The 21,292-nt window shown below is 56.9% G+C and carries 19 protein-coding genes; 8 read left to right on the top strand and 11 right to left on the bottom strand.

Going from position 1 to position 21,292, the window contains the following annotated elements:
* Positions 1–164: 164 nt before the first annotated feature.
* Positions 165–1,556 (top strand): dicarboxylate/amino acid:cation symporter, encoded by a 1,392-nt coding sequence (locus tag DUD43_RS15540; RefSeq protein WP_153230987.1) that lies wholly within the window; start codon positions 165–167, stop codon positions 1,554–1,556.
* Between the two features lie 9 nt (positions 1,557–1,565).
* On the opposite strand, the gene DUD43_RS19145 is transcribed toward DUD43_RS15540, so the two are convergent.
* The 3 genes from DUD43_RS19145 to DUD43_RS15550 all read right to left on the bottom strand — a co-directional run bounded on the left by DUD43_RS19145 (position 1,566) and on the right by DUD43_RS15550 (position 3,653).
* Positions 1,566–1,709: a hypothetical protein gene (locus DUD43_RS19145; protein WP_194273406.1), complete on the bottom strand. Its 144-nt coding sequence runs from the start codon at positions 1,707–1,709 to the stop codon at positions 1,566–1,568.
* 109 nt (positions 1,710–1,818) lie between these two features.
* Positions 1,819–2,502 carry a glutathione S-transferase gene (locus DUD43_RS15545; RefSeq protein WP_153230988.1) on the bottom strand — a complete coding sequence of 228 codons (684 nt, stop codon included), beginning with the start codon at positions 2,500–2,502 and terminating at the stop codon, positions 1,819–1,821.
* Between the two features lie 143 nt (positions 2,503–2,645).
* Entirely contained in the window at positions 2,646–3,653 is a 1,008-nt protein-coding gene (locus DUD43_RS15550) for a rhodanese-related sulfurtransferase (RefSeq protein ID WP_153230989.1), read from the bottom strand.
* Between the two features lie 212 nt (positions 3,654–3,865).
* On the opposite strand from DUD43_RS15550, the gene DUD43_RS15555 reads away from it, so the two are divergent.
* Together DUD43_RS15555 and DUD43_RS15560 are read left to right on the top strand one after the other, a co-directional pair.
* Positions 3,866–4,969, top strand: coding sequence for a metal-dependent hydrolase (locus DUD43_RS15555; RefSeq protein ID WP_153230990.1), 1,104 nt, complete (start codon positions 3,866–3,868; stop codon positions 4,967–4,969).
* A 209-nt stretch (positions 4,970–5,178) separates the two neighbouring features.
* Positions 5,179–6,132, top strand: coding sequence for a DUF3829 domain-containing protein (locus tag DUD43_RS15560; protein ID WP_153230991.1), 954 nt, complete (start codon positions 5,179–5,181; stop codon positions 6,130–6,132).
* 300 nt (positions 6,133–6,432) lie between these two features.
* Here DUD43_RS15560 and DUD43_RS15565 read toward each other — a convergent pair whose 3' ends face one another.
* Complete coding sequence (locus tag DUD43_RS15565; protein WP_222668768.1) at positions 6,433–6,816, bottom strand: DUF4168 domain-containing protein; 384 nt, start codon at positions 6,814–6,816, stop codon at positions 6,433–6,435.
* A gap of 116 nt (positions 6,817–6,932) precedes the next feature.
* The gene (locus DUD43_RS15570) at positions 6,933–7,352 is read right to left on the bottom strand and encodes a DUF411 domain-containing protein (RefSeq protein WP_153230992.1); all 420 of its coding nucleotides are present in this window, start codon (positions 7,350–7,352) and stop codon (positions 6,933–6,935) included.
* Positions 7,353–7,469: 117 nt separating this feature from the next.
* On the opposite strand from DUD43_RS15570, the gene DUD43_RS15575 reads away from it, so the two are divergent.
* Positions 7,470–7,955: a YbaK/EbsC family protein gene (locus DUD43_RS15575; RefSeq protein WP_153230993.1), complete on the top strand. Its 486-nt coding sequence runs from the start codon at positions 7,470–7,472 to the stop codon at positions 7,953–7,955.
* Between the two features lie 23 nt (positions 7,956–7,978).
* Here the strand turns inward: DUD43_RS15575 and DUD43_RS15580 are convergent, their stop codons facing one another.
* From DUD43_RS15580 to DUD43_RS15595, 4 genes are read right to left on the bottom strand one after another with little or no spacing between them, the layout of a single operon-like run.
* Entirely contained in the window at positions 7,979–8,545 is a 567-nt protein-coding gene (locus DUD43_RS15580) for a cysteine dioxygenase (RefSeq protein ID WP_153230994.1), read from the bottom strand.
* Between the two features lie 55 nt (positions 8,546–8,600).
* A complete protein-coding gene (locus tag DUD43_RS15585; RefSeq protein ID WP_153230995.1) occupies positions 8,601–9,353 on the bottom strand; it encodes an enoyl-CoA hydratase/isomerase family protein in 753 nt (250 codons plus the stop codon).
* A gap of 43 nt (positions 9,354–9,396) precedes the next feature.
* Complete coding sequence (locus tag DUD43_RS15590) at positions 9,397–11,499, bottom strand: acetate--CoA ligase family protein (protein WP_153230996.1); 2,103 nt, start codon at positions 11,497–11,499, stop codon at positions 9,397–9,399.
* A 34-nt stretch (positions 11,500–11,533) separates the two neighbouring features.
* A complete protein-coding gene (locus tag DUD43_RS15595; RefSeq protein WP_153230997.1) occupies positions 11,534–12,532 on the bottom strand; it encodes a Bug family tripartite tricarboxylate transporter substrate binding protein in 999 nt (332 codons plus the stop codon).
* A 341-nt stretch (positions 12,533–12,873) separates the two neighbouring features.
* On the opposite strand from DUD43_RS15595, the gene DUD43_RS15600 reads away from it, so the two are divergent.
* The 3 genes from DUD43_RS15600 to DUD43_RS15610 are packed head-to-tail and all read left to right on the top strand — an operon-like array spanning position 12,874 to position 15,806.
* Positions 12,874–13,860, top strand: a complete 987-nt coding sequence (locus DUD43_RS15600; protein WP_153230998.1) for an MDR family oxidoreductase — start codon at positions 12,874–12,876, stop codon at positions 13,858–13,860.
* A gap of 45 nt (positions 13,861–13,905) precedes the next feature.
* Complete coding sequence (locus DUD43_RS15605) at positions 13,906–15,057, top strand: CaiB/BaiF CoA transferase family protein (RefSeq protein WP_086069167.1); 1,152 nt, start codon at positions 13,906–13,908, stop codon at positions 15,055–15,057.
* Positions 15,054–15,806 carry an enoyl-CoA hydratase/isomerase family protein gene (locus tag DUD43_RS15610; RefSeq protein ID WP_153230999.1) on the top strand — a complete coding sequence of 251 codons (753 nt, stop codon included), beginning with the start codon at positions 15,054–15,056 and terminating at the stop codon, positions 15,804–15,806. The genes DUD43_RS15605 and DUD43_RS15610 overlap by 4 nt, the downstream gene beginning before the upstream one ends.
* A gap of 330 nt (positions 15,807–16,136) precedes the next feature.
* Here the strand turns inward: DUD43_RS15610 and DUD43_RS15615 are convergent, their stop codons facing one another.
* Positions 16,137–16,886 (bottom strand): IclR family transcriptional regulator, encoded by a 750-nt coding sequence (locus DUD43_RS15615; protein ID WP_026485368.1) that lies wholly within the window; start codon positions 16,884–16,886, stop codon positions 16,137–16,139.
* A 284-nt stretch (positions 16,887–17,170) separates the two neighbouring features.
* Here DUD43_RS15615 and DUD43_RS15620 point away from each other — a divergent pair, with 284 nt between their 5' ends.
* The gene (locus DUD43_RS15620) at positions 17,171–17,698 is read left to right on the top strand and encodes a DUF2478 domain-containing protein (protein WP_026485367.1); all 528 of its coding nucleotides are present in this window, start codon (positions 17,171–17,173) and stop codon (positions 17,696–17,698) included.
* Between the two features lie 116 nt (positions 17,699–17,814).
* On the opposite strand, the gene DUD43_RS15625 is transcribed toward DUD43_RS15620, so the two are convergent.
* Positions 17,815–21,141: an autotransporter outer membrane beta-barrel domain-containing protein gene (locus DUD43_RS15625; RefSeq protein ID WP_026485366.1), complete on the bottom strand. Its 3,327-nt coding sequence runs from the start codon at positions 21,139–21,141 to the stop codon at positions 17,815–17,817.
* Between the last annotated feature and the right edge of the window lie 151 nt (positions 21,142–21,292).

A 21,292-nucleotide genomic window follows, 5' to 3' on the forward strand; every position in this document is an offset into this window, starting at 1 on the left:
TGGTTTTCTGCCTGCGAGCAGATTGGCACGGATGTTGCTTTAGTCATGAGCTTATGGGCCGGGACAAGGATTCCGGCGAGCTTAAACCGCCTGCCCACACACAATTCCAAGCGGGCCACCAGCTGACTGCCAAGTCGGCTGCATCAAGTCACGGAGACGACATCATGATGGATATAAGCACAGGAGACCGTTCGGTACCGCAGATCGTCAAAATCAAGTGGTATCGGATTTTGTATGTCCAGGTCATCATCGCCATCACTATCGGGATTTTGCTGGGCCACTTTTACCCCTCGCTGGGCGAGAGCATGAAGCCCCTGGGCGATGCCTTCATCAAGCTGGTCAAGATGATTATTGCGCCCGTCATTTTCCTGACGGTAGCCACCGGCATTGCCGCCATGACGGACCTGCAAAAAGTGGGCCGTGTGGTGGGCAAGGCCATGATTTACTTTCTGACCTTCTCCACGCTGGCCCTGATTGTGGGTTTGGTGGTCAGCAATATCGTGCAGCCCGGCCATGGCATGCACATTGATCCCAACACCCTGGACCCCAGTTCTATCCAGGGCTACGTGCAGCAAGCCCATGACAGCACGCTGACGGGCTTTTTGATGAACATCATCCCTTCCACCCTGATCAGCCCCTTTACCGGCGGCGACATCCTGCAGGTGCTGTTTGTGGCCGTGCTGTTTGGTATTGCCCTGGCTGCTGTGGGCGATCACGGCAAGCCGGTGCTGAAACTGCTGCAAGCCTTGATGACGCCTGTGTTCAAGCTGGTGGCCATTCTGATGAAAGCCGCCCCCATCGGGGCCTTTGGTGCCATCTCCTTCACCATTGGTAAATACGGGATTGAATCCGTATCCAGCCTGGCGCTGCTGGTAGTGACTTTCTACGTCACCTCCGTGCTCTTTGTGCTGATCATTCTGGGTGCCGTGGCCCGCTACAACGGCTTTTCCATCACCAAGCTGATCCGCTACATCCGTGAAGAACTGCTGCTGGTGCTGGGCACCAGCTCCTCGGAAGCGGCTTTGCCTACCCTGATGCAGAAGATGGAACGTGCCGGGTGTGCCAAGTCGGTTGTGGGCCTGGTTGTGCCTACGGGCTATTCCTTCAATCTGGACGGCACCAATATCTACATGACCATGGCAGCCCTGTTCATTGCTCAGGCTTGTGATATCCCACTGACCTTGCAGCAGCAGATTCTGCTATTGCTGGTTGCAATGCTCAGCTCCAAAGGGGCAGCAGGCGTGACGGGTGCCGGTTTCATTACCCTGGCAGCCACCCTGTCTGTAGTGCCTTCGGTGCCTATTGCCGGTATGACCTTGATCCTGGGTATTGACCGCTTCATGTCCGAATGCCGTGCGCTGACCAATCTGGTGGGCAATGCGGTTGCCACCATTGTGGTTGCCCGTTGGGAAGGCGAACTGGATGCCGATCAGCTCAACAGCGCCATGAATGGCGAGCTGCCACCACTGGATACCAGCGTCACCTTGCATCAACGTGGTGAAGTGGGGATTCCCGCACAAGAGGCCAGCGAGCCGCGCGCTACCGTTACGGCCTGATCCAGACACTTAAACAGAAAGGCCGGTTTTCAATTGAAAACCGGCCTTTTTCTTGTCTGCGCGTTCTTGCCTGGCTGCTCCTGCCCACCCGTTTTCCCCAGTCAGCTTTAGCAGTTCCAATTTGTCTGCTCCAGCTTGTTTTTCCCTTGCCATGTCTCCCTGCCCGCCTGACACAGGCCATTCACGACTCAATAAAGTCTTGAGCCAATAATCCAGGAGCCATCACAAGCTCAAACAGGCATTGAGTTGAACAGCTAATCACTCAGGCAGAAGGAAACTGCACAATCTCGCTTTCCGGCGTCCAGGCAGGATATTTATCCATGATGCTCAGGAACAAAGGGCTGGCCTGAAAGTTCAACAACCAGGTCGATAGCGCCGTCCAAGGCTGCGCATCAAACCAGGCCCTGTCCACTTGTGCGAATTGCCGCACAAAGGGGGCAATCGCCAAATCTGCCAGACAAGGGCGCTGGCCCATCAAGTAGCCTTGCTGTGCGATGCGGGCATTCAGACCCATTAATAATTCACTGGCTTGTGCTCTATGCAGGGCCAAGAAGCTGGCTGCATCCGTGAACTGTTCATCCTCGGTATGACGGTCTGGGTACTTATAGCAATCCAGATTCTTTTTGAAAGGACCGTCGTTGGCTGCAATCAGGGCCAGCATCTGCTCGGCATCGCCCTGCTCGGGCTGCAAATACTGCTTGGGATCTTGAATCGCCAAAGCCCAGCGCATGATGTCCAGGCTTTCATCAATGACCTTGCCATCGGGCAAGACCAGCACAGGGACGGTGGCTTTGGGAGAGGCCAGACGCAGGGCCTCGGGTTTGTCGCGCAGAACCACCTCGCGCAATTGGCAGCTTACGCCGCTGGCAGCTATAGCCAGCCGTGCCCGCATGGCATAGGGGCAGCGACGAAAGGAGTACAAAATGGGCAAATCAGATAAGGACATGCTCGATACCGTTAAAAAGCCGCAGTCGCGGACTTAAAGCGCTGGCGTTTATACAAAGCGCCCTTCTGCTAGAGAAGGGCGGACTATAAACGACGCAGCGCCAGAATCAAGCTAGTAGAGGTAACACAGCTGCCCAATCAGGGCTAGGCATCCTTGCCTTGCTGGGCCAGCAAGCGTTGCTCTTCCGCCTTGCGACGGGCAGCTTCGCGGCGCTCGGTCAGCTCGTCCATGCTGACGCCAATGTGACGCTCTTCACGCTCGCGCGCCAAGGCCACTTGCTTTTGGCGCTCACGGAAACGCTCGACTTGCTCGGGGGAGCTGTGACCGTGGCAGTAAGGGCAGCTGACGCCTTCCTCGAACTGGGGCGAAGCTTTTTCTTCTTCGCTGATCGGCATGCGGCAAGCACGGCAGAAATCGTAATCGCCCGGTTCCAGACCGTGGCGCACCGATACGCGCTCGTCAAACACAAAGCAGTCGCCGTCCCACAAGCTTTCTTCAGCCGGAATCTCTTCCAGGTATTTCAGAATGCCACCTTGCAGGTGATAGACCTCATCAAAACCCTGGGAGCGCATGAAGGCCGTGGATTTTTCACAGCGAATACCGCCGGTGCAGAACATGGCCACGCGCGGCTTGCCGTGCAAGACGCCGCCTTCCTTGGACTGCTCGGCCACCCACTGTGGAAACTCGGTAAAGCTTTGAGTCTTGGGATTGATGGCACGGTTGAAGGTGCCAATACCCACTTCGTAATCGTTGCGAGTATCCACCACCACCACATCCGGATCGCTGATCAGGGCATTCCAGTCTTCGGGGGCAACGTACTCGCCCACCATCTCGGCGGTTTTCAGATCCGGCACGCCCAGGGTGACGATCTCTTTTTTCAGCTTCACCTTGAGGCGGTAGAACGGAGCCTTGTCGGCGTAGGATTCTTTATGCACCAGGCCAGCAATACGCGCATCCGCATTCAGATACGCCAAGACGGCACGGATACCCTCCTGAGGGCCAGCAATGGTGCCGTTAATCCCTTCGCGGGCCAGCAACAGCGTGCCTTTGACCTCGTGCTGTTCACAAAAAGCAAACAAGGGGTCGCGCATTTGGGCGAAATCGGGCAATTCCACGAACTTATATAAAGCCGCGATCAGGTAGGTAGACATAGGTAAACGAATTCTCTGGATAGAAGCGGTGGCGCAGCCCGCAGGCGGTAGGACAGCGTAGGCCGTCGTACACTATACGCGACTGATACCCCTTGGGCCTTTGACGCCTGTCAAAAAAATAGGGCGAGCCGGGGATTCAACTTTAAAATCATAACGCTAAAGCCGTCAGGCCGCATCTGGCCCCGGTCCCTGTTTTACTTTGCACGAGAGCTATGGATTCCGTAACACAAGCAGTCCTCGGTGCCAGCATCTGCGGCTCCCTACTGGGACGGCAGTATGGCCGCAAGGCGGTCCTGTCCGGTGCCATCATCGCCACCCTGCCCGATCTGGATGTCTTCATTCAATATGGAGACCCGATTACCTCCATGGTCAGCCATCGGGGTTTCTCGCACTCTTTATTTGTGCTGAGCGCGGCAGGCATCCTGGTCACCATTTTGTGGCGACTGCTGTTTCCGCAGGCACGCGCCTCTGCAGGGCGGCTGGGGCTGGCTGTCTGGCTGGCCCTGATTACCCACCCCCTGCTCGATGCCTTTACCAGTTACGGAACGCAACTGCTGTGGCCGCTGGCTGCGACCCCGGCAACCTGGTCCAGCATCTTCATTATTGACCCGCTCTATACCGTGCCCTTGCTGATCGCCACGATCATAGGATTGATACGTGGGCCGGTACCCACAACGATACGGGCCTGCAACTGGGCCTTGCTCTTGAGCAGCCTGTATCTGGCGGCCTCGGTCGGTGCCAAGTTCTGGGCTGAGCGACAGGCGACCGAACAGCTCAGGCAAGAGCAGGTGGAAATCGCGCGGGTTTACTCCGCCGCTCAACCCATGAACATCCTGCTCTGGCGTGTACTGGTGCGCGACACGCAAGACCGGGAATGCGAAGTCATTGTGGGCCTGCTAGACCGTTTACGTGCCCCCAAGGGGCATCAATATGAGTCCCTTTGCCTGCCCGTCCATAGCGACTACACCCAGCTGTTCCCGCCCTTGACGCAACTGGAACAACTGCGCTGGTTCTCGGACGATTGGCTGCGCTACGACATCATTGACGACCTGTTGGTAGTCAGTGACATACGCATGAGCCTGGGCCCTGGCCAATACAGTTTCCGCTTTGTCGTAGCCGAACGCATTGCCGACGACACCTGGCTGCCAGTGATTCCGTATCGTTGGGCCAGTGGTCACAATATGGCTTTGCTAAAGCCCGTTCTACGTCGTATTTGGGAGCCGATTCCGCCGCTGCCGCTGCAAGAATGGGCCAAGCGCATTAACGCCGGTGTGCCTATTCCTCGGGCAAGCCCAGACTTCCAGGACCTGGATTAAGCAGGGCCAAAAACCAAGGGGGCGACCGGCCTGTATGGGTGGGTATAGCAGACTTTTGCTAGCCTGCCCGGCAGCATGTGGCACGCTCTCCTGAAACATACCGACCTAGCTTGATACAAAATACGAAGTGGTGAGCTTATAAAATTACGTCCTACCCGATAGAGGTTTTAACGTATTGCCAACGCATCAAGAGCATCACCACTTTCATCATGAATTTAAAAAAAATATCTGTTTTCGCCACGCTGGGTCTTTGCATCGCTATTGCGGGCTGCAACAGCGAAGAAGCTACAGAAGCCTCACCTAAAGCGGTCTCATCCGAGCAAGGCTTTATCCAGAAATACAATGCCTATGTTGAAGTTGCCAATAACTTGCATACGCCTTTCTACCGTGAGCTTTCCGATTATCAAACTGTCTACGAGCCTGCCGTGCTTGCAGGAAAGAAGCTTGATAACTATTCGGTAGTCTCACTGGTGAGCATCAAAAACACGCAGGAAAAACTGAAGACCGCCTTGGCACTGGACGCTGCGATGCCGGAAATAGATGGGCCTGCAAAACAGTTTGACGACTCCTTGAGCAAGTTTGCACCGCTCAATTCCGAATTGAGCAACTATGCCGAATCGAAAGAGTTTCTGACGGATGACGGCAAAAAGGCAGCCGACAATAACGCGGCATTCGTCAGCGCCCTGACAGAAGTCGTGCAGGCAGAGGCTGCATTTCTCCAAGGCATTCAGAAACAGGATGAAATAAACATCCAGACCTCTTTCGATAAAGCTCCTAAGGACTCCGTAGAGCATTACCGTCTGGGAGTGGTCCTGTTCAGCAAGCAGGCCATGAACAAGGTCGATGCCATTTTCGAGCAGCAGGGAGCGAAAGAGACCATCCCCCCCTTCCAGGAAAGTCTTGACCAGGCAGCTGCGATGATCAGCAACTGGGATAAAAAATTCAAGGAAGAAACGCCGCAAGGATGCCCCAGAATCATGTCGAAAATGAATGAGTTCCTGGCCCAGGGCAGAAGCGTCATCCAGCATGCCTCTGAAGGCAATTATGTACCTCAGCAAGGCTCGATCAGCTGGCAGATCAATAACCCAATAAAAAATGACGCCAGCAGCTTGCAATTGAAATTCAATGCAATGATCGGAGCACTTAACTATCCACGGTGCTAATGGCCTGCAGAGACTGAGCTTGAAGCCGTAAACCTGGCGTCAGGCTCTAGTCTCAACTCAGGCAGTCAAGCCTATTCCGGCCGGCACGCTTTGTCTTGAAGCGACCTACACAATAAGCCCCCACGCTGCGCCTTTGGCTTGCTGCCCCCCGAGGGGGAGCTATTTGCCGGGGGCGCCGAGCTTTGGGGCGGCCCGGCGACAAAAAAAACCCTGGACGGTATCGTCCAGGGTTTAAATTTACCCACTACGGTCACTACAAAATGACACCCGGTGCTCTGTCAAACCCGAGGATCACAAACCTTACTTCAGCATCCCTTCAACACGCTGGCGCAAGGCCGGGTCCTGCTGAATAGCCAGACTGATACCGTTGTAGTCCGCCAGATCCATGCCATTGGCACTGACCACGCCTACCAGGCGCTGGTCGGCTTCCTGAACGATGGACTGACGCTCTGCATCACTCTTGGCCGCATCCAGACGCGGCTGATATTCCGAAGCAGTCTGGGCGACCTTCTTGTAGGTGCGCGCATATTGCTCCAGTTGAGAATCCGTAGGTTTAACGACCTGAGTGGCAGCAGGGGCTGCCGAATTGGCCGGAGCCGCATTGCCCTGGGCCATCGCAAAAGGGCTGTACATGCCAAATGCGACTGCGGTAGCAGCAAGAAACGCTTTAATTGAGGGCTGCATGGATAGAACCTCCTAAACAGAGTCAATGAACGATCATCATGACAAGAGCGGCGGCAGCTTACAAGTTTCGCTATGTAGTTTCGTGTATCTGCATGCCACCCGTCCCGTTACAGATTTCAGTCGCGCGAGTAAGGACGCCCGTCAAAATCCACGGTAACCAGATTGCCGTCCATCGGGCCCATGCCGGGTGAATTGGCAGGCATGCCAGGCGCGGCAACCCCACGCACACTGCCATCGTTCATCATGCGTTTGACGACCTTGGCAGGCACATGGCCTTCAATCAGTTGGCCCGTCTCCTCAATCATCGCGGTGTGGCAAGACGCCAGGTTCTCCGGGACTTTAAAAAGCCGCTTCACGTCTTGAATCTTCACGACCTTGACCTCTTTGACCTCAAAGCCCTCATCGCGCATGTGCTGTGCCCACCCCCCACAACAACCACAGTTCGGGTCCTGGTACATCGTAATAGCGGGACCCTCTGCCAACGCCATGGAACTGAAGGCCATCAGGCTGGCCGTCAACAATAAAGGTTTAATCACAATTACATTCCTGTTTTGCAGCGCCACGGCGCTCTGGTTGACACTCTCATGCACTTGACTAAGACTAGGCACTCGCAAAAAAGTTTAACAAAACACACTAATTCGTCCTGATCCGCCATGAGTCTTGATTCCGTCAAACAGTTTTTTAACGAACACGCCGCCGATCTTCAGGTGATTGAAACCACCGAAAGTACCGCCACCGTCGTACTGGCCGCGCAAGTCCACCAAGTTGAACCAGGTCAAATTGCCAAAACACTCAGTCTGAAAGTGGGCGATAAAGTGGTGCTGCTGGTCGCTCGGGGCGATGCCCGCCTGGACAACAAGAAGCTGCGCACCGCCTTTGGTACGCGCGTGAAAATGCTGGATCTGGAAAGCACCGAAGCTTTGACGGGCCACCCGGTAGGTGGGGTCTGCCCCTTTGGTCTGGCCACTCCGCTGGAGATCTACTGTGATCTGTCCTTGCAGGACTTCGACACGGTTTTGCCTGCGGCAGGCTCTATTAATTCTGCGGTGCGCATCACCCCACAGCGCCTGGCCGAGCTGACCAGCGCGCAATGGATTGATGTGACCCAGCCGCCTGTTACGGTTGAACAGGCTTCCTGAGGGGCCAGGCCCCTGGGCAGGACTTAGGCTTGTGCAGGCCGGTTGGCATAGCCGGAGACAAACTCCTTGGCCTGCCCGGTCTGCGGGTCAAACACATGGCGGCGTACCTTGCCGATATCCGCGCCATAAACGTGAATGCTGATGGACACCTGGTCGTCATACACATTGGAGACCTCGTGTATATCGCCCACCGTGGGTGACACCACTTCCACCACGCCCGGCTCCAGAATCTGCGTGTCTTCTTCTGTCATATGACCGGTCTGAGGATCACGATCAAAAGGCCGGGAGCGTTCGGCACCGCGCAACATGCCAATCAAACCCCACACCGTATGGTCGTGAATAGGTGTTTTCTGGCCGGGGCCCCACACAAAGCTGACCACGGAAAAGCGTTCCTGCGGACAGCAATACAGCAAGTACTGCTGATAAAACTGCGGATGGGGCTGAGTGTATTCCGGGGCCAGCCAATCGTCCTGGGCGACGAGCTCACCCAGCAGGACACGGCCATCACGCAAGATATCCGCTTCGCCCACAGCAGGGCGAGCGGTCAATTCATTCATCCCTTGGATAAAGCGCTCAAAACGGGGGTGCATAAGGGGATGTCTCCATGGTTGACTGGGCCTTGCGGCCCAATTCGTGAATCAGTTCTTATTTGTTCAGATACACCGGGGCACGTTTTTCTTTGAACGCGTTCATCCCTTCCTTGGCATCATAACTATCCTCAATCGCTTTCAAGTGTCGCATGGTGCGCGCCATTTGCTCGGACGGGCCGCGTGTCAGCACTTCATTATTGATAAAGCGCTTGAGGGTCTGCAAAACACGGGGCGACATCTTGGCCAGATCCTGTGCCATGCGCAGCGCGGCGGGAACCTGCTCGCCCACCGGTACGATTTCATTGGCAAAACCCAGGTCATAGGCACGGCGTGCTTCCAAGGTGCGGCACAACAAAATCACTTCCATGGCGGCGTGATGCGGAATACGCGAGGCCAACCCGGAGATAATGCCGCCGGTAAAGCCCAGCTTGGCTTCCGGGTAGGAGAACTTGGCGCTCTCGGACGCCACCAGCAAGTCCGTCATCATGGCCATGACCAGGGCGCCGCCCACGCACCAGCCACTGACGGCCGCAATAATAGGCTTGTCGGTTTCAAAGCCCACCGTGGGGATCGCACGCCACAATTCGGGCCACTCATTGACGTCGGCACCGGCTGAAAAGGCATCGTTACCCGCCCCGGTCAGCACAGCTACGCGGCGTGTGGGGTCCTCATCAAAAGCCAGAAACGCCTGCTGCAGTTCCTTGACCACCGTGGCACTCAAGGCATTGCGGCGATCGGGACGGTTGATCGTAAAGATGGAAACACCGTCATCGTGGTTTTCTACAAGAATGCACTGATAATCCGACATGGTTTACTCCTCCTGGGTATTTTTAAAAGAATAGGTCTTGGTTTTATGCGCCTATGGACAGGCGGGCATCGACGGCATGACAACGGGTGGCCGCCACGATCAAGGGGTTGATATCCAGTTCAAATTCGGTGTCGCGCAAGTCGTGGGCCAGGAAGCTGACGCGCACAATCGCATCGAGCACACCGGCACGATCCAGCATGCGCCCCCGGTATCCCTTCAACAGCTTGTCGATCATCAAGATGGACAAGAGCCGGTCCGCATCGGCCAGGGTTAGCGGTGCAGCCGCAATGACCCGGTCTGACAACATTTCCACCAGAATGCCGCCTGCGCCAAACACCACGACCGGGCCAAACTGCGCATCCTGGCGTGCCCCTATCAGCAGCTCCACATCGCCCTTGGCCATGGCCTGCACCAAAACACCTTCCAGACGGGCGTCGGCTTTATAGGCTTTGGCATTCGCGTAGAGCCGGGCAAAGTCGCGTCGCAAGCTAGCCTCGTCGGCCACATCCAGCGCCACCCCGCCCGCTTCGGTTTTATGGACAATGTCGGGAGAGACAATTTTCATCACCACCGGATAGCCAATCTGCTCGGCCTGGGCAACTGCCTGTTCCACGTTCTCGCACACCTGGCCCAGATTCACCGGCAGGCCGTAATGCGCCAGCAAGCGTTTGGACTGGTCTTCATTAAGAACACCACGCGGCATCACGGTAGGAGCCTGGCAAGCACTGGGGCGCATCGCCGCCTGACGCGGCACGAACTGCACATGACGTTTCCAGGCTGACAAGGCCAAGGCCGCTTCCAGACTGGAACTGGCATAAGCATGGCCGTGCTGGGCCAGCTTTTGCCGCAAAGGCTCGGACGTCGCACCTGCATCAAAAGCCACCATGACGGGCTTGGCCCAATGCGCTTCGGGATGAATGATTTTTTCAATCAGGGCCGCTATCCATTCCTGCGGACACATGGAGGCCGTAATCAATACCGCATCGCTTTGCTGATCCTGCATCAAAGCATCCAAGGTGGCACGGGCCACTTCGGTGGAGTCCTGAGTCAGACGTGCGCCCAGATCCACCGGGTTATCCGCCTGCCCGCTCGGGTAGTGGGCAGCCAGGGCACTCTTGGTAGAAGCGGAAAAGCTGGACAGCTCCACGCCATGTTCAGCCAAGGCATCGGCGGCCAAGGCTCCACCGCCACCGGAGGGCGTCACAATCGCGACTTTGGAAATCTTGTTGCTGGTAAAGCGCACCATGCTGTTTGCCAACAGGAGCATCGCCCCCATATCGTCCATCAGGCTGATGCCTTCATCGCGGCAGACACTGGCAAACACATCGTGATCACCTGCCACACTGGCGGTATGCGAGAAAGCAGCCGCCTTGCCCGCACTGGAGCGCCCGGCCTTGACGGCCAGCCAGGGCTTGCCTGCTGCTTGTGCCCGACGAGCCGTGCGACGCAAAGCCTGAGTATCTTTAATGCCTTCTATATAAGTACAGATCACTTGCGTCTTGGGATCATCAATCAGGAAATCCACAAAGTCGCACAGATCCAGATCCGCCTGATTACCCACCGAGAAGCCATAGGTAAAGCCGCCGCCCATCGCCCATGCCCGATCAAAATAGGTAGTCATCAAGGCACCGCTTTGGCTGACAAAACCAATAGGCCGTTCCGGCAGACTGTCTCTGTCCAGCACCGGCGAAGAGCACAGCACCAGATTGCGGCTGGGGCTGATCATGCCCAGACAATTGGGGCCGATCAGACGCATGCCCGAATCACGGCAGATACGCAGCAAGGCTTGCTCGCGCTCCAGCCCGCGCTCGCCTGCATCTGCAAAGCCCGCAGAGATCACCAGCAGACCACGAACTCCCATTTGAGCCGCAATCTGCGCCTGTTCCAGAACGGTATCGGCCCCCACCGTAAACACGGCCAGATCCGGGGAGCTGTCCAACGCAGCCAGACCGGGCACGGCGGGCAAGCCAAACAGACTGCTGCGGCTGGGATTGATGGGCAGGACCTTGCCGCCATAACCGTGCTTGAGCAGCATACGGAACAGTCGCCCGCCAAACTTGGACTGATCTTCCGAGGCGCCGACCAAAGCTATGGATGCCGGGTCCAGCAAAGCGTCCAGCGTGCTGGCGCAAGTGACGGTTTCCATCACGTTTGTCTCCTGTTGGTGGTTCTGTGAGCGTTTAGTCATCGCTCATCTTGATGGTCTTGAACAGTTCGCTGTAATAAGCCCGACTCTGTTCCAGATCCTTGGTATAGGCCGCACCGTCTTTCCAGCTGGCACTGACACTGATGCGGTGGAAACGCTCTTGAGTCTGCGGCTCGGCCAGGATTTCTTCGGTAGCCTTGGCCAGTTTCTTCATAACATCGTCAGGAGTGCCGGCCGGTACCGCCAGCCCCCAGAACCCTTCAAAGGGCAAGGCCAGATCAAAACCGGCTTCTTTAGGTGTGGGCACATCCGGCAATTCGGGATGACGCACGCTGGCATAAGTCACCAGGGCTTTGGCCTTGCCGCTTTTGACCAGCTCCAGTCCGACGCCATCAATAAAGAAGTCGATGTGATTGCCCATCAAGGCTGTCATGGTGTCGGCCGAGCCTTTGAACGGTACATGCAGCAGGTCCAGCTTCTCGGCATTTTCCAGAATCTCGCCAGCCAGATGGCCACCGGACGCAATGCCTGCCGAGCCATAAGTCAGGGTGCCGGGCTCCTTGCGGGCCAGCTCCACAAACTCTTTCAGATTGGAGACGGGCAAGTCGTTACGGACCGTCATGATGGGCAGGTAACCCGCCAGACTACCTACAAAGTCGAAACCCTTGACCGGGTCATAAGGCACGTCGCGTATATAGGGCAGCACGGTAAAGGCGGTGCTGGTGGCCAGCAACAAGGTATAGCCATCGGGTTTGGCGCGACCCACGATAGACGTGCCCAGCGATGTGGTGCCGCCGGGTCGGTTTTCAATCACGATGGGAACGCCCAGCTTGATACGCAGACGATCGGCAAACAGACGCGCCAGATTGTCGCTGTTACCGCCTGGGGGGTAGGGAACCACAAAGGTCACTTCACGGCTGGGATAGGTATCGGCCGCGATGGCCGCCGGGGCGGAAAAGCTGCTGACTGCTGCCAGTCCCGAGACCAGTACGGTGCGTAGAAACCCTGTGCGCGAAAAAAAAGAACTGAACATGATCCTTGCCTCCTGTGTGAGAGTTTTCCTCTCTTGGTGTTCCAATATATAGAACGCTGTTCTTGTTTTTGATATTAAAAATGCCGTGAGAACGGCTTGAATACAACAGACAGCAACAACACAAGCAACTTAGGACAACGGTTCAAATAGTGGGATATTTGATTTCAGGTGTCAACTATTAAACCCCTTCGGGATTTCCCCAGTCCGATCATCCTGTCGCATTGGGCTTGACCGCAACGAGCTTCTGGATAAAATGAAAACATTGCTTTTGCATGTCATTTTTAAGAACGCTGTTCCAAATATCAGAACACAATCCCTTAACTGATCGAAGGAATTCATTCATGTTCTCTGCCATCGTCATCGACAAAACCGACGGCCAATACAAAGCCAGCCTGCAATCCCTGGACGAGTCCGCCCTGCCCGAAGGCCAGGTTACCGTCCGCATCGACTACTCCACCCTGAATTTCAAAGACGGCCTGGCCATGACGGGTAAATCCCCCGTGGTGCGCCAGTTCCCCATGGTGCCCGGCATTGATTTCGCAGGCACGGTGACTGACAGCAGCGACCCGAATTTCAAGTCCGGTCAGAAAGTGGTGCTCAATGGCTGGGGCCTGGGCGAAGTGCATTGGGGCGGTCTGGCACAGCAGGCCCGCGTGAAAGGCGATTGGCTGATCCCCCTGCCCGACGCTTTCTCCACCCAGCAAGCCATGATGATTGGCACCGCAGGCTATACCGCCGCCCTGTGCGTGCGTGCCTTGCAGCGCCAGGGCGTCACGCCCGACAAGGGCCCGATTCTGGTGACAGGTGCCGCGGGTGGCGTAGGCAGTGTCAGCGTGGCTCTGTTGCATGCGCTTGGCTACACCGTGATGGCCAGCACGGGCCGCCCCCAGGAGGAAAGCTACCTGAAAGCACTGGGTGCCAACGAAATTGTGGACCGCAACACCCTGAGCGAACCTGGCAAACCGCTGGGCAAGGAACGCTGGGCCGGTGCCATCGACAGCGTAGGCAGCCACACGCTGGCCAATGTTGTCGCAGGCACCCAATACCTGGGTGCAGTGGCCGCTTGCGGTCTGGCTCAAGGCATGGACTTCCCTGCTTCCGTGGCCCCCTTCATTCTGCGCGGCGTGCAGTTGATTGGCGTAGATAGCGTGCATTGTCCCAAGCCCGAGCGCCTGGCGGCCTGGGATTTGCTGGCCAAGCATTTGTCTATCGAAGCCCTGGAGCGCATCGGTGCCAGCACCATCACGCTGTCCCAAGCCATTGATCAGGCCGGCCAGTTACTGGAAGGCAAGGTACGCGGCCGCATCGTGGTTGATGTGAACGCCTAAGGCCCTGTCGGCCCCCATCTACCTATCACGCTCTGGAGCTGATTCATGGATACGACATTGCCCCTGAACGGGGTTCGGATACTGGAATTTTGCAATGTGGCCGCTGGCCCGTACTGCGGTATGTTGTTGGCCGATATGGGGGCCGACGTCATCAAGATCGAACACCCCAAGGGGGGTGACACCTTGCGTAGCTGGCCGCCCATCAACCAAGGGTATAGCGAGAACTTCGCTTCGCTGAACCGCAACAAGCGCTCGGTCACGCTGGACTTGAAGAACCCTGAAGATGTGGCCAAGGCACGCCAACTGGTGCTGGATGCCGACGTCTTGCTGGAGAACAACCGGCCCGGCGTCATGCAACGTTTAGGACTGGACTACGAAAGTCTGAAAGCTATTAATCCCAGACTGCTGTATTGCTCAATTTCCGCCTATGGACAAAGCGGTCCCCGTTCACAAGAAGGCGGCTTTGACCTGACCATTCAGGCCATGAGCGGCGTGATGAGCGTGACTGGCGAAGCAGGTGGTGCCCCCGTTAAATGCGGGGTTCCACTGGCGGACTTTGCTGCCGGTTTGTATGCCGCTTTTGCCATCAGCGCCGCCTTGCCACAAGCCCGCGCGACGGGTCAGGGCGCACATATCGACGTGCCCATGCTGGGAACCACCTTGGCCATCGCTGCGCTGCAAACCTCCGAGTATTTCGGCAGTGGTCGCGACCCGGACAAGCTGGGCTCCGCCCACCCCCGTAATGCCCCCTACCAGGCATTCCAATGCAAAGGGGGTTATTTCGCCATGGCAGCGGGCAACGATGCGCTGTGGCGCTCCGTCTGTCAGGTTGTCGAACGCCCTGATCTGACCGAGGACGAGCGTTTTACCAGCACCACCTTGCGCGCCAAACATCAAGACGCCTTGCGTGAACTGCTGGAAGCCATTTTTGTGCAACACGACTCCGAACACTGGCTGGCGCAATTCCGTGCCCAAGGCGTGCCGTGCAGCCCTATCAACCGCTATTCCGACGTCTTGCGCGACCCGCAAGTCGAGCACATGGAATGGGTGCAAAACATTCGCCTGCCGGGCACAGACACCGAAACCCGCACCTTTGTCTCGCCCCTGCGTATCAATGGGGTGGGCTTGCCCGTCCGTCTGGCACCACCCGCGCTGGGCGAACATAACGACAGCATCTTGCACGGAGTCACCCCATGACAGCGCCGTATTGCAGCAGCAGTCCCAGTCTGAATGTGGGCTGCGCGGGCAAAGTCTGGACCCTGACACTGAACCGGCCCGACAAGCGCAATGCCTTGTCGGCCGATCTGGTAGAAGCCTTGATCGCGGCCGTGCAGGCCGCGGAACGAGCCCAGGCTGATCTGCTGATCTTGCGCGGTGAAGGCCGCAACTTCAGTGCCGGTTTTGACTTCAGCGACTACGAGCAAGAAAGCGAGGGGGATCTGGTGCTGCGCTTTATCCGCATCGAAACCCTCTTGCAGATGCTGGCTCATACACCTTGCGCCACTCTGGCCCTGGCGCATGGGCAAAACTTCGGCGCTGGTGTGGATTTGATCGCTGTCTGCCGACAGCGCGTCGCCAGTGCAGATGCCCGCTTTCGCATGCCTGGCCTGCAATTTGGTCTGGCACTGGGAACTGGCAGACTGGCGGCTTTGATTGGCGGCCAGCCGGCGCATCAGCTCCTGGCAGGCAGCCAGATTTTTGATGCAACCAAGGCGGAGCAACTGGGTTTTATTGAAGGCATACAAGAGCCCGACGCATGGCCCACTGTCATCGAACAAGCTCAACAAACAGCAGGTTTGCTGGACGCGACCAGTCGCGCCTATCTGCATCAGTTAACGGGCTGCCCGGAACAGGCGGATCGGGATATGGCGGCCCTGGTGCGCTCTGCTTCCGCCCCCGGTATCAAGCAAAGAATTGCGGTCTTCAGGCAGGCCGCAAAATCTTGAACGCTGAAATTGAACTGCCCAAAAAAAGCCCCCACGCTGCGCCTTCGGCTTGCTGCCCCCCGAGGGGGAATTTTTGCCTTGGGGCGGCCCGGCGGCAAAAAAGCCCCCACGCTACGCCTTCAGCTTGCTGCCCCCCGGGGAGGAGTTTTTGCCTTGGGGCGGCCCGGCGGCAAAAAAGCCCCCACGCTACGCCTTCAGCTTGCTGCCCCCCGGGGAGGAGTTTTTGCCTTGGGGCGGCCCGGCGACCAAAAATGGGAGGGGCGTCCAAGCTTTGACAGCAGTTCAAATCCGGGCTGTTTAATCCAGCCCGGAACCTATCTTCTATAACGTTTAGCGACCGCTATAGCCCAAACGGCGCGAGATCTGCGCCGCTGCCGTCATCAAGGTTTTACCGGCCTGAACCAATCGGGCTTCTTCCAGGCGCTCGGCTGGCCCGGAAATACCCAAAGCCGCCACCACCACTCCCCGACTATCGTAAATAGGTGCAGCCGCACCCACGACCTGCTCACGCCACTCGCCACGGTTAATCGCATAGCCTTGTTCGCGCACCTGCTCCAGCTCACGGCGCAGATCACCAAACTTGACCAGACTGCGAGGCGTATAAGGCTTGAGGCGATTCTTGACCAGATTCAAGGTATCTTCACTGGCCCAGGCCAGCAAAGCCTTGCCAGTTGCCACACACTGCGCGGGCGAGCGTCCACCCACCGTCGTGTAGGCACGCACAGGCTGCGGGCTGTCTATCTTTTCGATATACAGCACCTCTACCCCATCCAGCAGGGATAAATGCACCGTTTCCTGGGTTTGTTCGGCCAGCTCTTTCATGAAGGGCAAGGCCTCCACGCGTACATCCAGCCGGTTGGCCAGGCCCGAGCCCAGTTCCCAGAGCTTCATGCTCAGCTCGTAGCGCCCGGTGTCTTCGTTCTTGCGCGCAAAGCCCTGGTGAACCAGCGCTTGCAACAGGCGATGCACATTGCTTTTATTGAGCATCAGTTGATTGGCCAGCTCGGTCACACCCGAGCCTCGTTCGTGCTTGGCCAGGGCTTCCAGGAGCACCAGGCCCTTAACAAAAGTCTTGTCCAATCGAATATCCCATCAATCACTAAAAGTGCATGAATTGTCTCATGGAACCGGGCTGCACCATAGCCAGACAAGCCCGTATAGCAAAGCAGCAAGCGGCTTTCGCAACATTTTCATCAGACATGCAAGCAGACAGGCGTACAGACTTGAACCTTCAACAACAAGCCCGCTACCCGCCCAGGCCAAACCCCGGCCAGCAGCACAGGGGTTTTTCCACTTTCCAGCACAGGTCGAAAGCGTGTACAAAGAGCCTTGCCCCCCCTTTCTACCCCCGGAGCCAAACCCCGATGGACACCCCTTCTACGCCCTTAGCCCTTGCGGCCATCGTGCATGCAGGCAAAGGCAGTGCCGACGCCTTGCTACTGGAATTCGTGCAGGAATTACGCGCGAAGAACTACCGCGTCTGTGGTCTAGTGCAAGGCCCGGAAATTCAGAAGGAAGACCATAGCCTGCGTACCGTGCAGGATCTGGACAAGGGCACGCTCTACCCCATCACCCAGAATCTGGGTTCGGAATCTACAGCCTGTTGCCTGGATATTGGTGCCCTGCTGGAAGCCAGCGAAGTGCTGCGGCAGGCGCTGGAAAGCCCCGCCGATCTGGTGATTGTGAATCGCTTTGGAATTATGGAAGCGGACGGCCAGGGCTTTAATAACGAGATCATGGCCTTGATCGACCAGGGCTACCAGGTGCTGACCGTTGTGGCCCACACTTACCTGCCTGCGTGGCGTGAGTTTACGGGTGGCCTGGCGGTGGAACTGACACCCGAGCGTCAGGCACTGTGGGACTGGTTTGAAAGCAGCCGTCAGGCAGCCTGAGGGCATCCGACGGAACTAGCGTAATCCAATTTACGGAGCTGCCAGAATCAATCGGCAGCTCCTTATCAAACTGTCATGGCTGACAGATAGCCCTTCAAAACCCCGGCGAACCAAGCCTAGAACGCCCAGTTCAGCGACACATTCCCCGAGATATCCGCCCGGCTATTGCCCAGCAAACGGGTCCCTGCGGAAATACCCAAACGCAAACGCTCGGAGCTTTGTAGCGTCAAACCAGCCCGCAATGCCAGCGCATGGCTATCGACACGCGCATAGCGGCCATCAAAACCTGTCTGTGGCGAAGCCTCAAACTGTGCGTACTGTGTCTGTTTGCGGCCCAGCAAGGCCTGTTCCCAGGAAGCGGACACCTCGGCCTGCAAACGGCGGCCCTGCTTCAATTCCCAAGCCTGATTGACAGCCAGACCCAGCGACGCTTGCAAGGAATGGGCACGGGTCGAATCCAACTGCAAACGACTCCCCGCATCACCCTCTTCACTTAAACCGGGGCGGCTGTAACGCAAATAATCCAAGGCCAGAACCGGACCTATGCTGCCTGCTTCGCCCAAAGGCCAGTTATAGGCAGTCTGAACACCCGCTGCAAAGGTATGGCCAGTCCAGTCAGATTTGGGATTGGCCTGATAGTCAGAAAACGCGATGCGTCGGTTCAGCTTGCCCTGCTCCAAGCCCATACGGACTTGTGCCAGACCTTTCCAGCCCTCACGAGCGTCAGCACGGTACAAGGCATGCACACCGGCACCCAATCCCGTCAACGTGCTTTTCGCCTGATAAGGGGCATCTATATTCAAACTTTGCTCATTAGCAGTCGCATGGGCACCCAAGCTCCAATCACTACCGGCAGCGCGATGTTCAGCACCGAACACGACACCATAAGTCTGACTGCGGTGGTCTACATCATTGCTGCTTAACTGCCAGTGATAACGGCCACCAAAAGGCTGGATAAAAGTCTGCCAGCCGTCCTTGCCCAGGCCAGGGCGTTGACGCAGTTGCTCTGACACCAGTTGCTCTCGACGCACGCTGGCAGCCAATTGAGCACCGTAAGCACCGGCACTTAATTGATTGAGAGCATCACCAATCTCGCTGCCATCCGCGCTGGAGAAGTCCAAAGCCTGGTAGATAGAGGCCAAGGGACGCTGATTGTCAGTGGAGGCCTGCTCCAGACTGCGACCTACTGCACCCGCATTCGGATTAGCGGCATAGGGCGAGTAAGCCGCTGCCTGACGGCTGACCGACCAGCCGCCGTTATTCACATGCACGCTCAGGCTGGGCGAATTTAGGCTGGCTGTCAGCAGATCAAAACCACCCTGGGTCTGTGTGGCCTGAAAGACCGTGCTCTGGCTCAAGGACCAGCCATCGGCATACCAGTCAGGCTGCAATTGCAGCTTCAATTCACCGGCCAACTGGGCCAGTCCTTGAACCTCAATACGATCATGCTGGCGAGTATCCGCCTCGATCAGAATGCGGCCTTCGGGGGCCTGAACAAAATCCCCCTGAATCATCATCTGACCAAAGGAGTTTCCCGGACTCAAGGTGCCGTGGTTACTGAAATTGCCTTCCGGGTTGATGGCGTAACTGCTATTGCCACTTAAGGTAGCGCCCGTATCCACACGCAGGCCGAGCAGCTGATGCTGGCCATTCAGCGAACTTTCGCCCCCTGCAATCACCACGGCCAAATTGTCCGCGCCCTGAATATTGCCGTCGTAACGCAGACGGAAATCAGAGTCGGCCTGTAGCGTGGCGCGCCCTTGTTCATCTGCTTTTTGCCCGAAATTCACATGGGTGACAAACAGCTCGCCATTGTTTTGACGAGTGGAATAGTCAGACAGGATATCGCCCTGAATCCGGGCTCCCTGCATGATATTGATATTCTCAACCTGGGCATTCCTGGAGATCTGGATAGCGGCTTTCTTGCCCGACAAAAGACCGGCTAAATGATAGTCCTTGATCAGTGCGCCCTGCAAAGCCACAGGCAAATGCTCGGCAGGAACCAGGGTACCTCGGTAGTTCCAGAGCCAGGAGCCACGATAGTCCCCGCCCTCAACACCATCCGCAAAATTGCCCATCGCATTATTGCCGAAGTCAAACAGCGCAGCGACGCCATCTTCGCCCTCAGCGCGTACTTCACCCCGCTGCACAATCGTGTGCTCGCGACCGTAGCTGAACTGCAGGCCACGGCCATACCAGCCTTGTGCATGAATACGAGTACTTTCGGGGATGATAAGTGTATTCTCGCTACCATCCACTCGGACACCGACCCCGCCCGGACCTGCGCTCAACAAATCCGCCGCCTGGGTCAGGGTGTTACGCTCACCATAAATATGCAACCCCACGCCTTGAGTCGCCTGGTTGTATTGGCCCGGCAGATAAGCAGTCCCTTCGCTATCACGAGCGAAAAAGCCATTATTGCTCGTCAGTGTGAGCCCATCGCCGTAAACGGAGTAGCCATAGAAATTACGCCGATCGATCTGCAAGCCCATATCCTGCAAGGATGCCAGCTCCGCTTCCATCATATTGGTGTAATTGCGATAAGACTGGTGGCTCATCAAACTGTTACGCAGCTCCGAATGCCCCATGTAATCGCGATCCACACCGAGCGGCTGCTTACCCGCATAAATCAAGATCCGCACCGGGATGCCAGGCATGGCACCGTCCAACACTTCCTGCACAAGCTCACCTGTGAAATAGCCCTGGTCCTTGCGCAGATCAAACGCATCTGGATCGTAAGCGTTATTGCACATTGAACACAGCACCGCCTGTCCGGGCCGAGCCGCATTGCCATTGTCATCGCGCAAACCCTGCGCCCAGGCTGTCAGCCTTGACCGTATGTAAGGTGTCTCCGACCCTCGCCCCCATTTGTCTGCGGCCACACCGATCATTCCCATCGTATGACCAAACTCATGGAACATGACGGCCGCATAATCTGCTTGATCATTCAAGGGAAGCTGACTGGGCCGAAGTGCAGCGCTCTCAAAATCGATGGGGCCCACCACAACCTCGGCCAGAGGGAGTTTGAGCTGGTCACTGTCCAGCTTATTGAGCAAGGCAGCCTGGGGCAGAAGCAGGTAAAGCGAGCCAGCGGAGGCAGGATCAAGCGTCACATCGGTAGTTACACGGGCGTCCCAGTCTGCCACTGTGCCGACATTCACAATGGCAGGCACATACCCTGGTTTCAAGGACACGATCTCTGCCCAGCGGCTGAGTGCACCTCGAATTTTCAGATGCGCATTATCGTCCAAATCAAAAACGGACTGTGCTCCATTGACCGGATCAAACATTGAGTAAGGCCCATCCTGCGTACCGAAAATGCGCAGTTCAAATACGGCCTCCCCGTTCTTGTTGTGGATCGTTTCAGACTGATAGGCTTGGGCGCTGGCCGAAGCCACCAGCAAGACACTAGCATTGAACAGGGTTTTCAAGATCGCGGACATGAGCAAGAGTTCCAGGATTGAGAGGGACACAAGGTGCCTCTGACAGTAAGCACCCCAGAGGGGCAACCCCTCGAGCCAGCACCTTAATGCAAATAACGCGCAAGAAACGTTTAATTCGTGCCGTCCCAAGCCCTTGTCGCCGCATAGCAAC

It is taken from the genome of Alcaligenes faecalis, assembly GCF_009497775.1.
GTDB classification, from domain to species: Bacteria; Pseudomonadota; Gammaproteobacteria; order Burkholderiales; family Burkholderiaceae_B; genus Alcaligenes; species Alcaligenes faecalis_D.

Excerpts from the sequence above, each read along its gene's own strand:
- DUD43_RS15540 (WP_153230987.1), top strand. The coding sequence starts at position 165 with ATGATGGATATAAGCACAGGAGACCGTTCGGTACCGCAGATCGTCAAA.
- DUD43_RS19145 (WP_194273406.1), bottom strand. The coding sequence starts at position 1,709 with ATGGCAAGGGAAAAACAAGCTGGAGCAGACAAATTGGAACTGCTAAAG.
- DUD43_RS15545 (WP_153230988.1), bottom strand. The coding sequence starts at position 2,502 with ATGTCCTTATCTGATTTGCCCATTTTGTACTCCTTTCGTCGCTGCCCC.
- DUD43_RS15550 (WP_153230989.1), bottom strand. The coding sequence starts at position 3,653 with ATGTCTACCTACCTGATCGCGGCTTTATATAAGTTCGTGGAATTGCCC.
- DUD43_RS15555 (WP_153230990.1), top strand. The coding sequence starts at position 3,866 with ATGGATTCCGTAACACAAGCAGTCCTCGGTGCCAGCATCTGCGGCTCC.
- DUD43_RS15560 (WP_153230991.1), top strand. The coding sequence starts at position 5,179 with ATGAATTTAAAAAAAATATCTGTTTTCGCCACGCTGGGTCTTTGCATC.
- DUD43_RS15565 (WP_222668768.1), bottom strand. The coding sequence starts at position 6,816 with ATGCAGCCCTCAATTAAAGCGTTTCTTGCTGCTACCGCAGTCGCATTT.
- DUD43_RS15575 (WP_153230993.1), top strand. The coding sequence starts at position 7,470 with ATGAGTCTTGATTCCGTCAAACAGTTTTTTAACGAACACGCCGCCGAT.
- DUD43_RS15580 (WP_153230994.1), bottom strand. The coding sequence starts at position 8,545 with ATGCACCCCCGTTTTGAGCGCTTTATCCAAGGGATGAATGAATTGACC.
- DUD43_RS15585 (WP_153230995.1), bottom strand. The coding sequence starts at position 9,353 with ATGTCGGATTATCAGTGCATTCTTGTAGAAAACCACGATGACGGTGTT.
- DUD43_RS15590 (WP_153230996.1), bottom strand. The coding sequence starts at position 11,499 with ATGGAAACCGTCACTTGCGCCAGCACGCTGGACGCTTTGCTGGACCCG.
- DUD43_RS15595 (WP_153230997.1), bottom strand. The coding sequence starts at position 12,532 with ATGTTCAGTTCTTTTTTTTCGCGCACAGGGTTTCTACGCACCGTACTG.
- DUD43_RS15600 (WP_153230998.1), top strand. The coding sequence starts at position 12,874 with ATGTTCTCTGCCATCGTCATCGACAAAACCGACGGCCAATACAAAGCC.
- DUD43_RS15605 (WP_086069167.1), top strand. The coding sequence starts at position 13,906 with ATGGATACGACATTGCCCCTGAACGGGGTTCGGATACTGGAATTTTGC.
- DUD43_RS15610 (WP_153230999.1), top strand. The coding sequence starts at position 15,054 with ATGACAGCGCCGTATTGCAGCAGCAGTCCCAGTCTGAATGTGGGCTGC.
- DUD43_RS15620 (WP_026485367.1), top strand. The coding sequence starts at position 17,171 with ATGGACACCCCTTCTACGCCCTTAGCCCTTGCGGCCATCGTGCATGCA.
- DUD43_RS15625 (WP_026485366.1), bottom strand. The coding sequence starts at position 21,141 with ATGTCCGCGATCTTGAAAACCCTGTTCAATGCTAGTGTCTTGCTGGTG.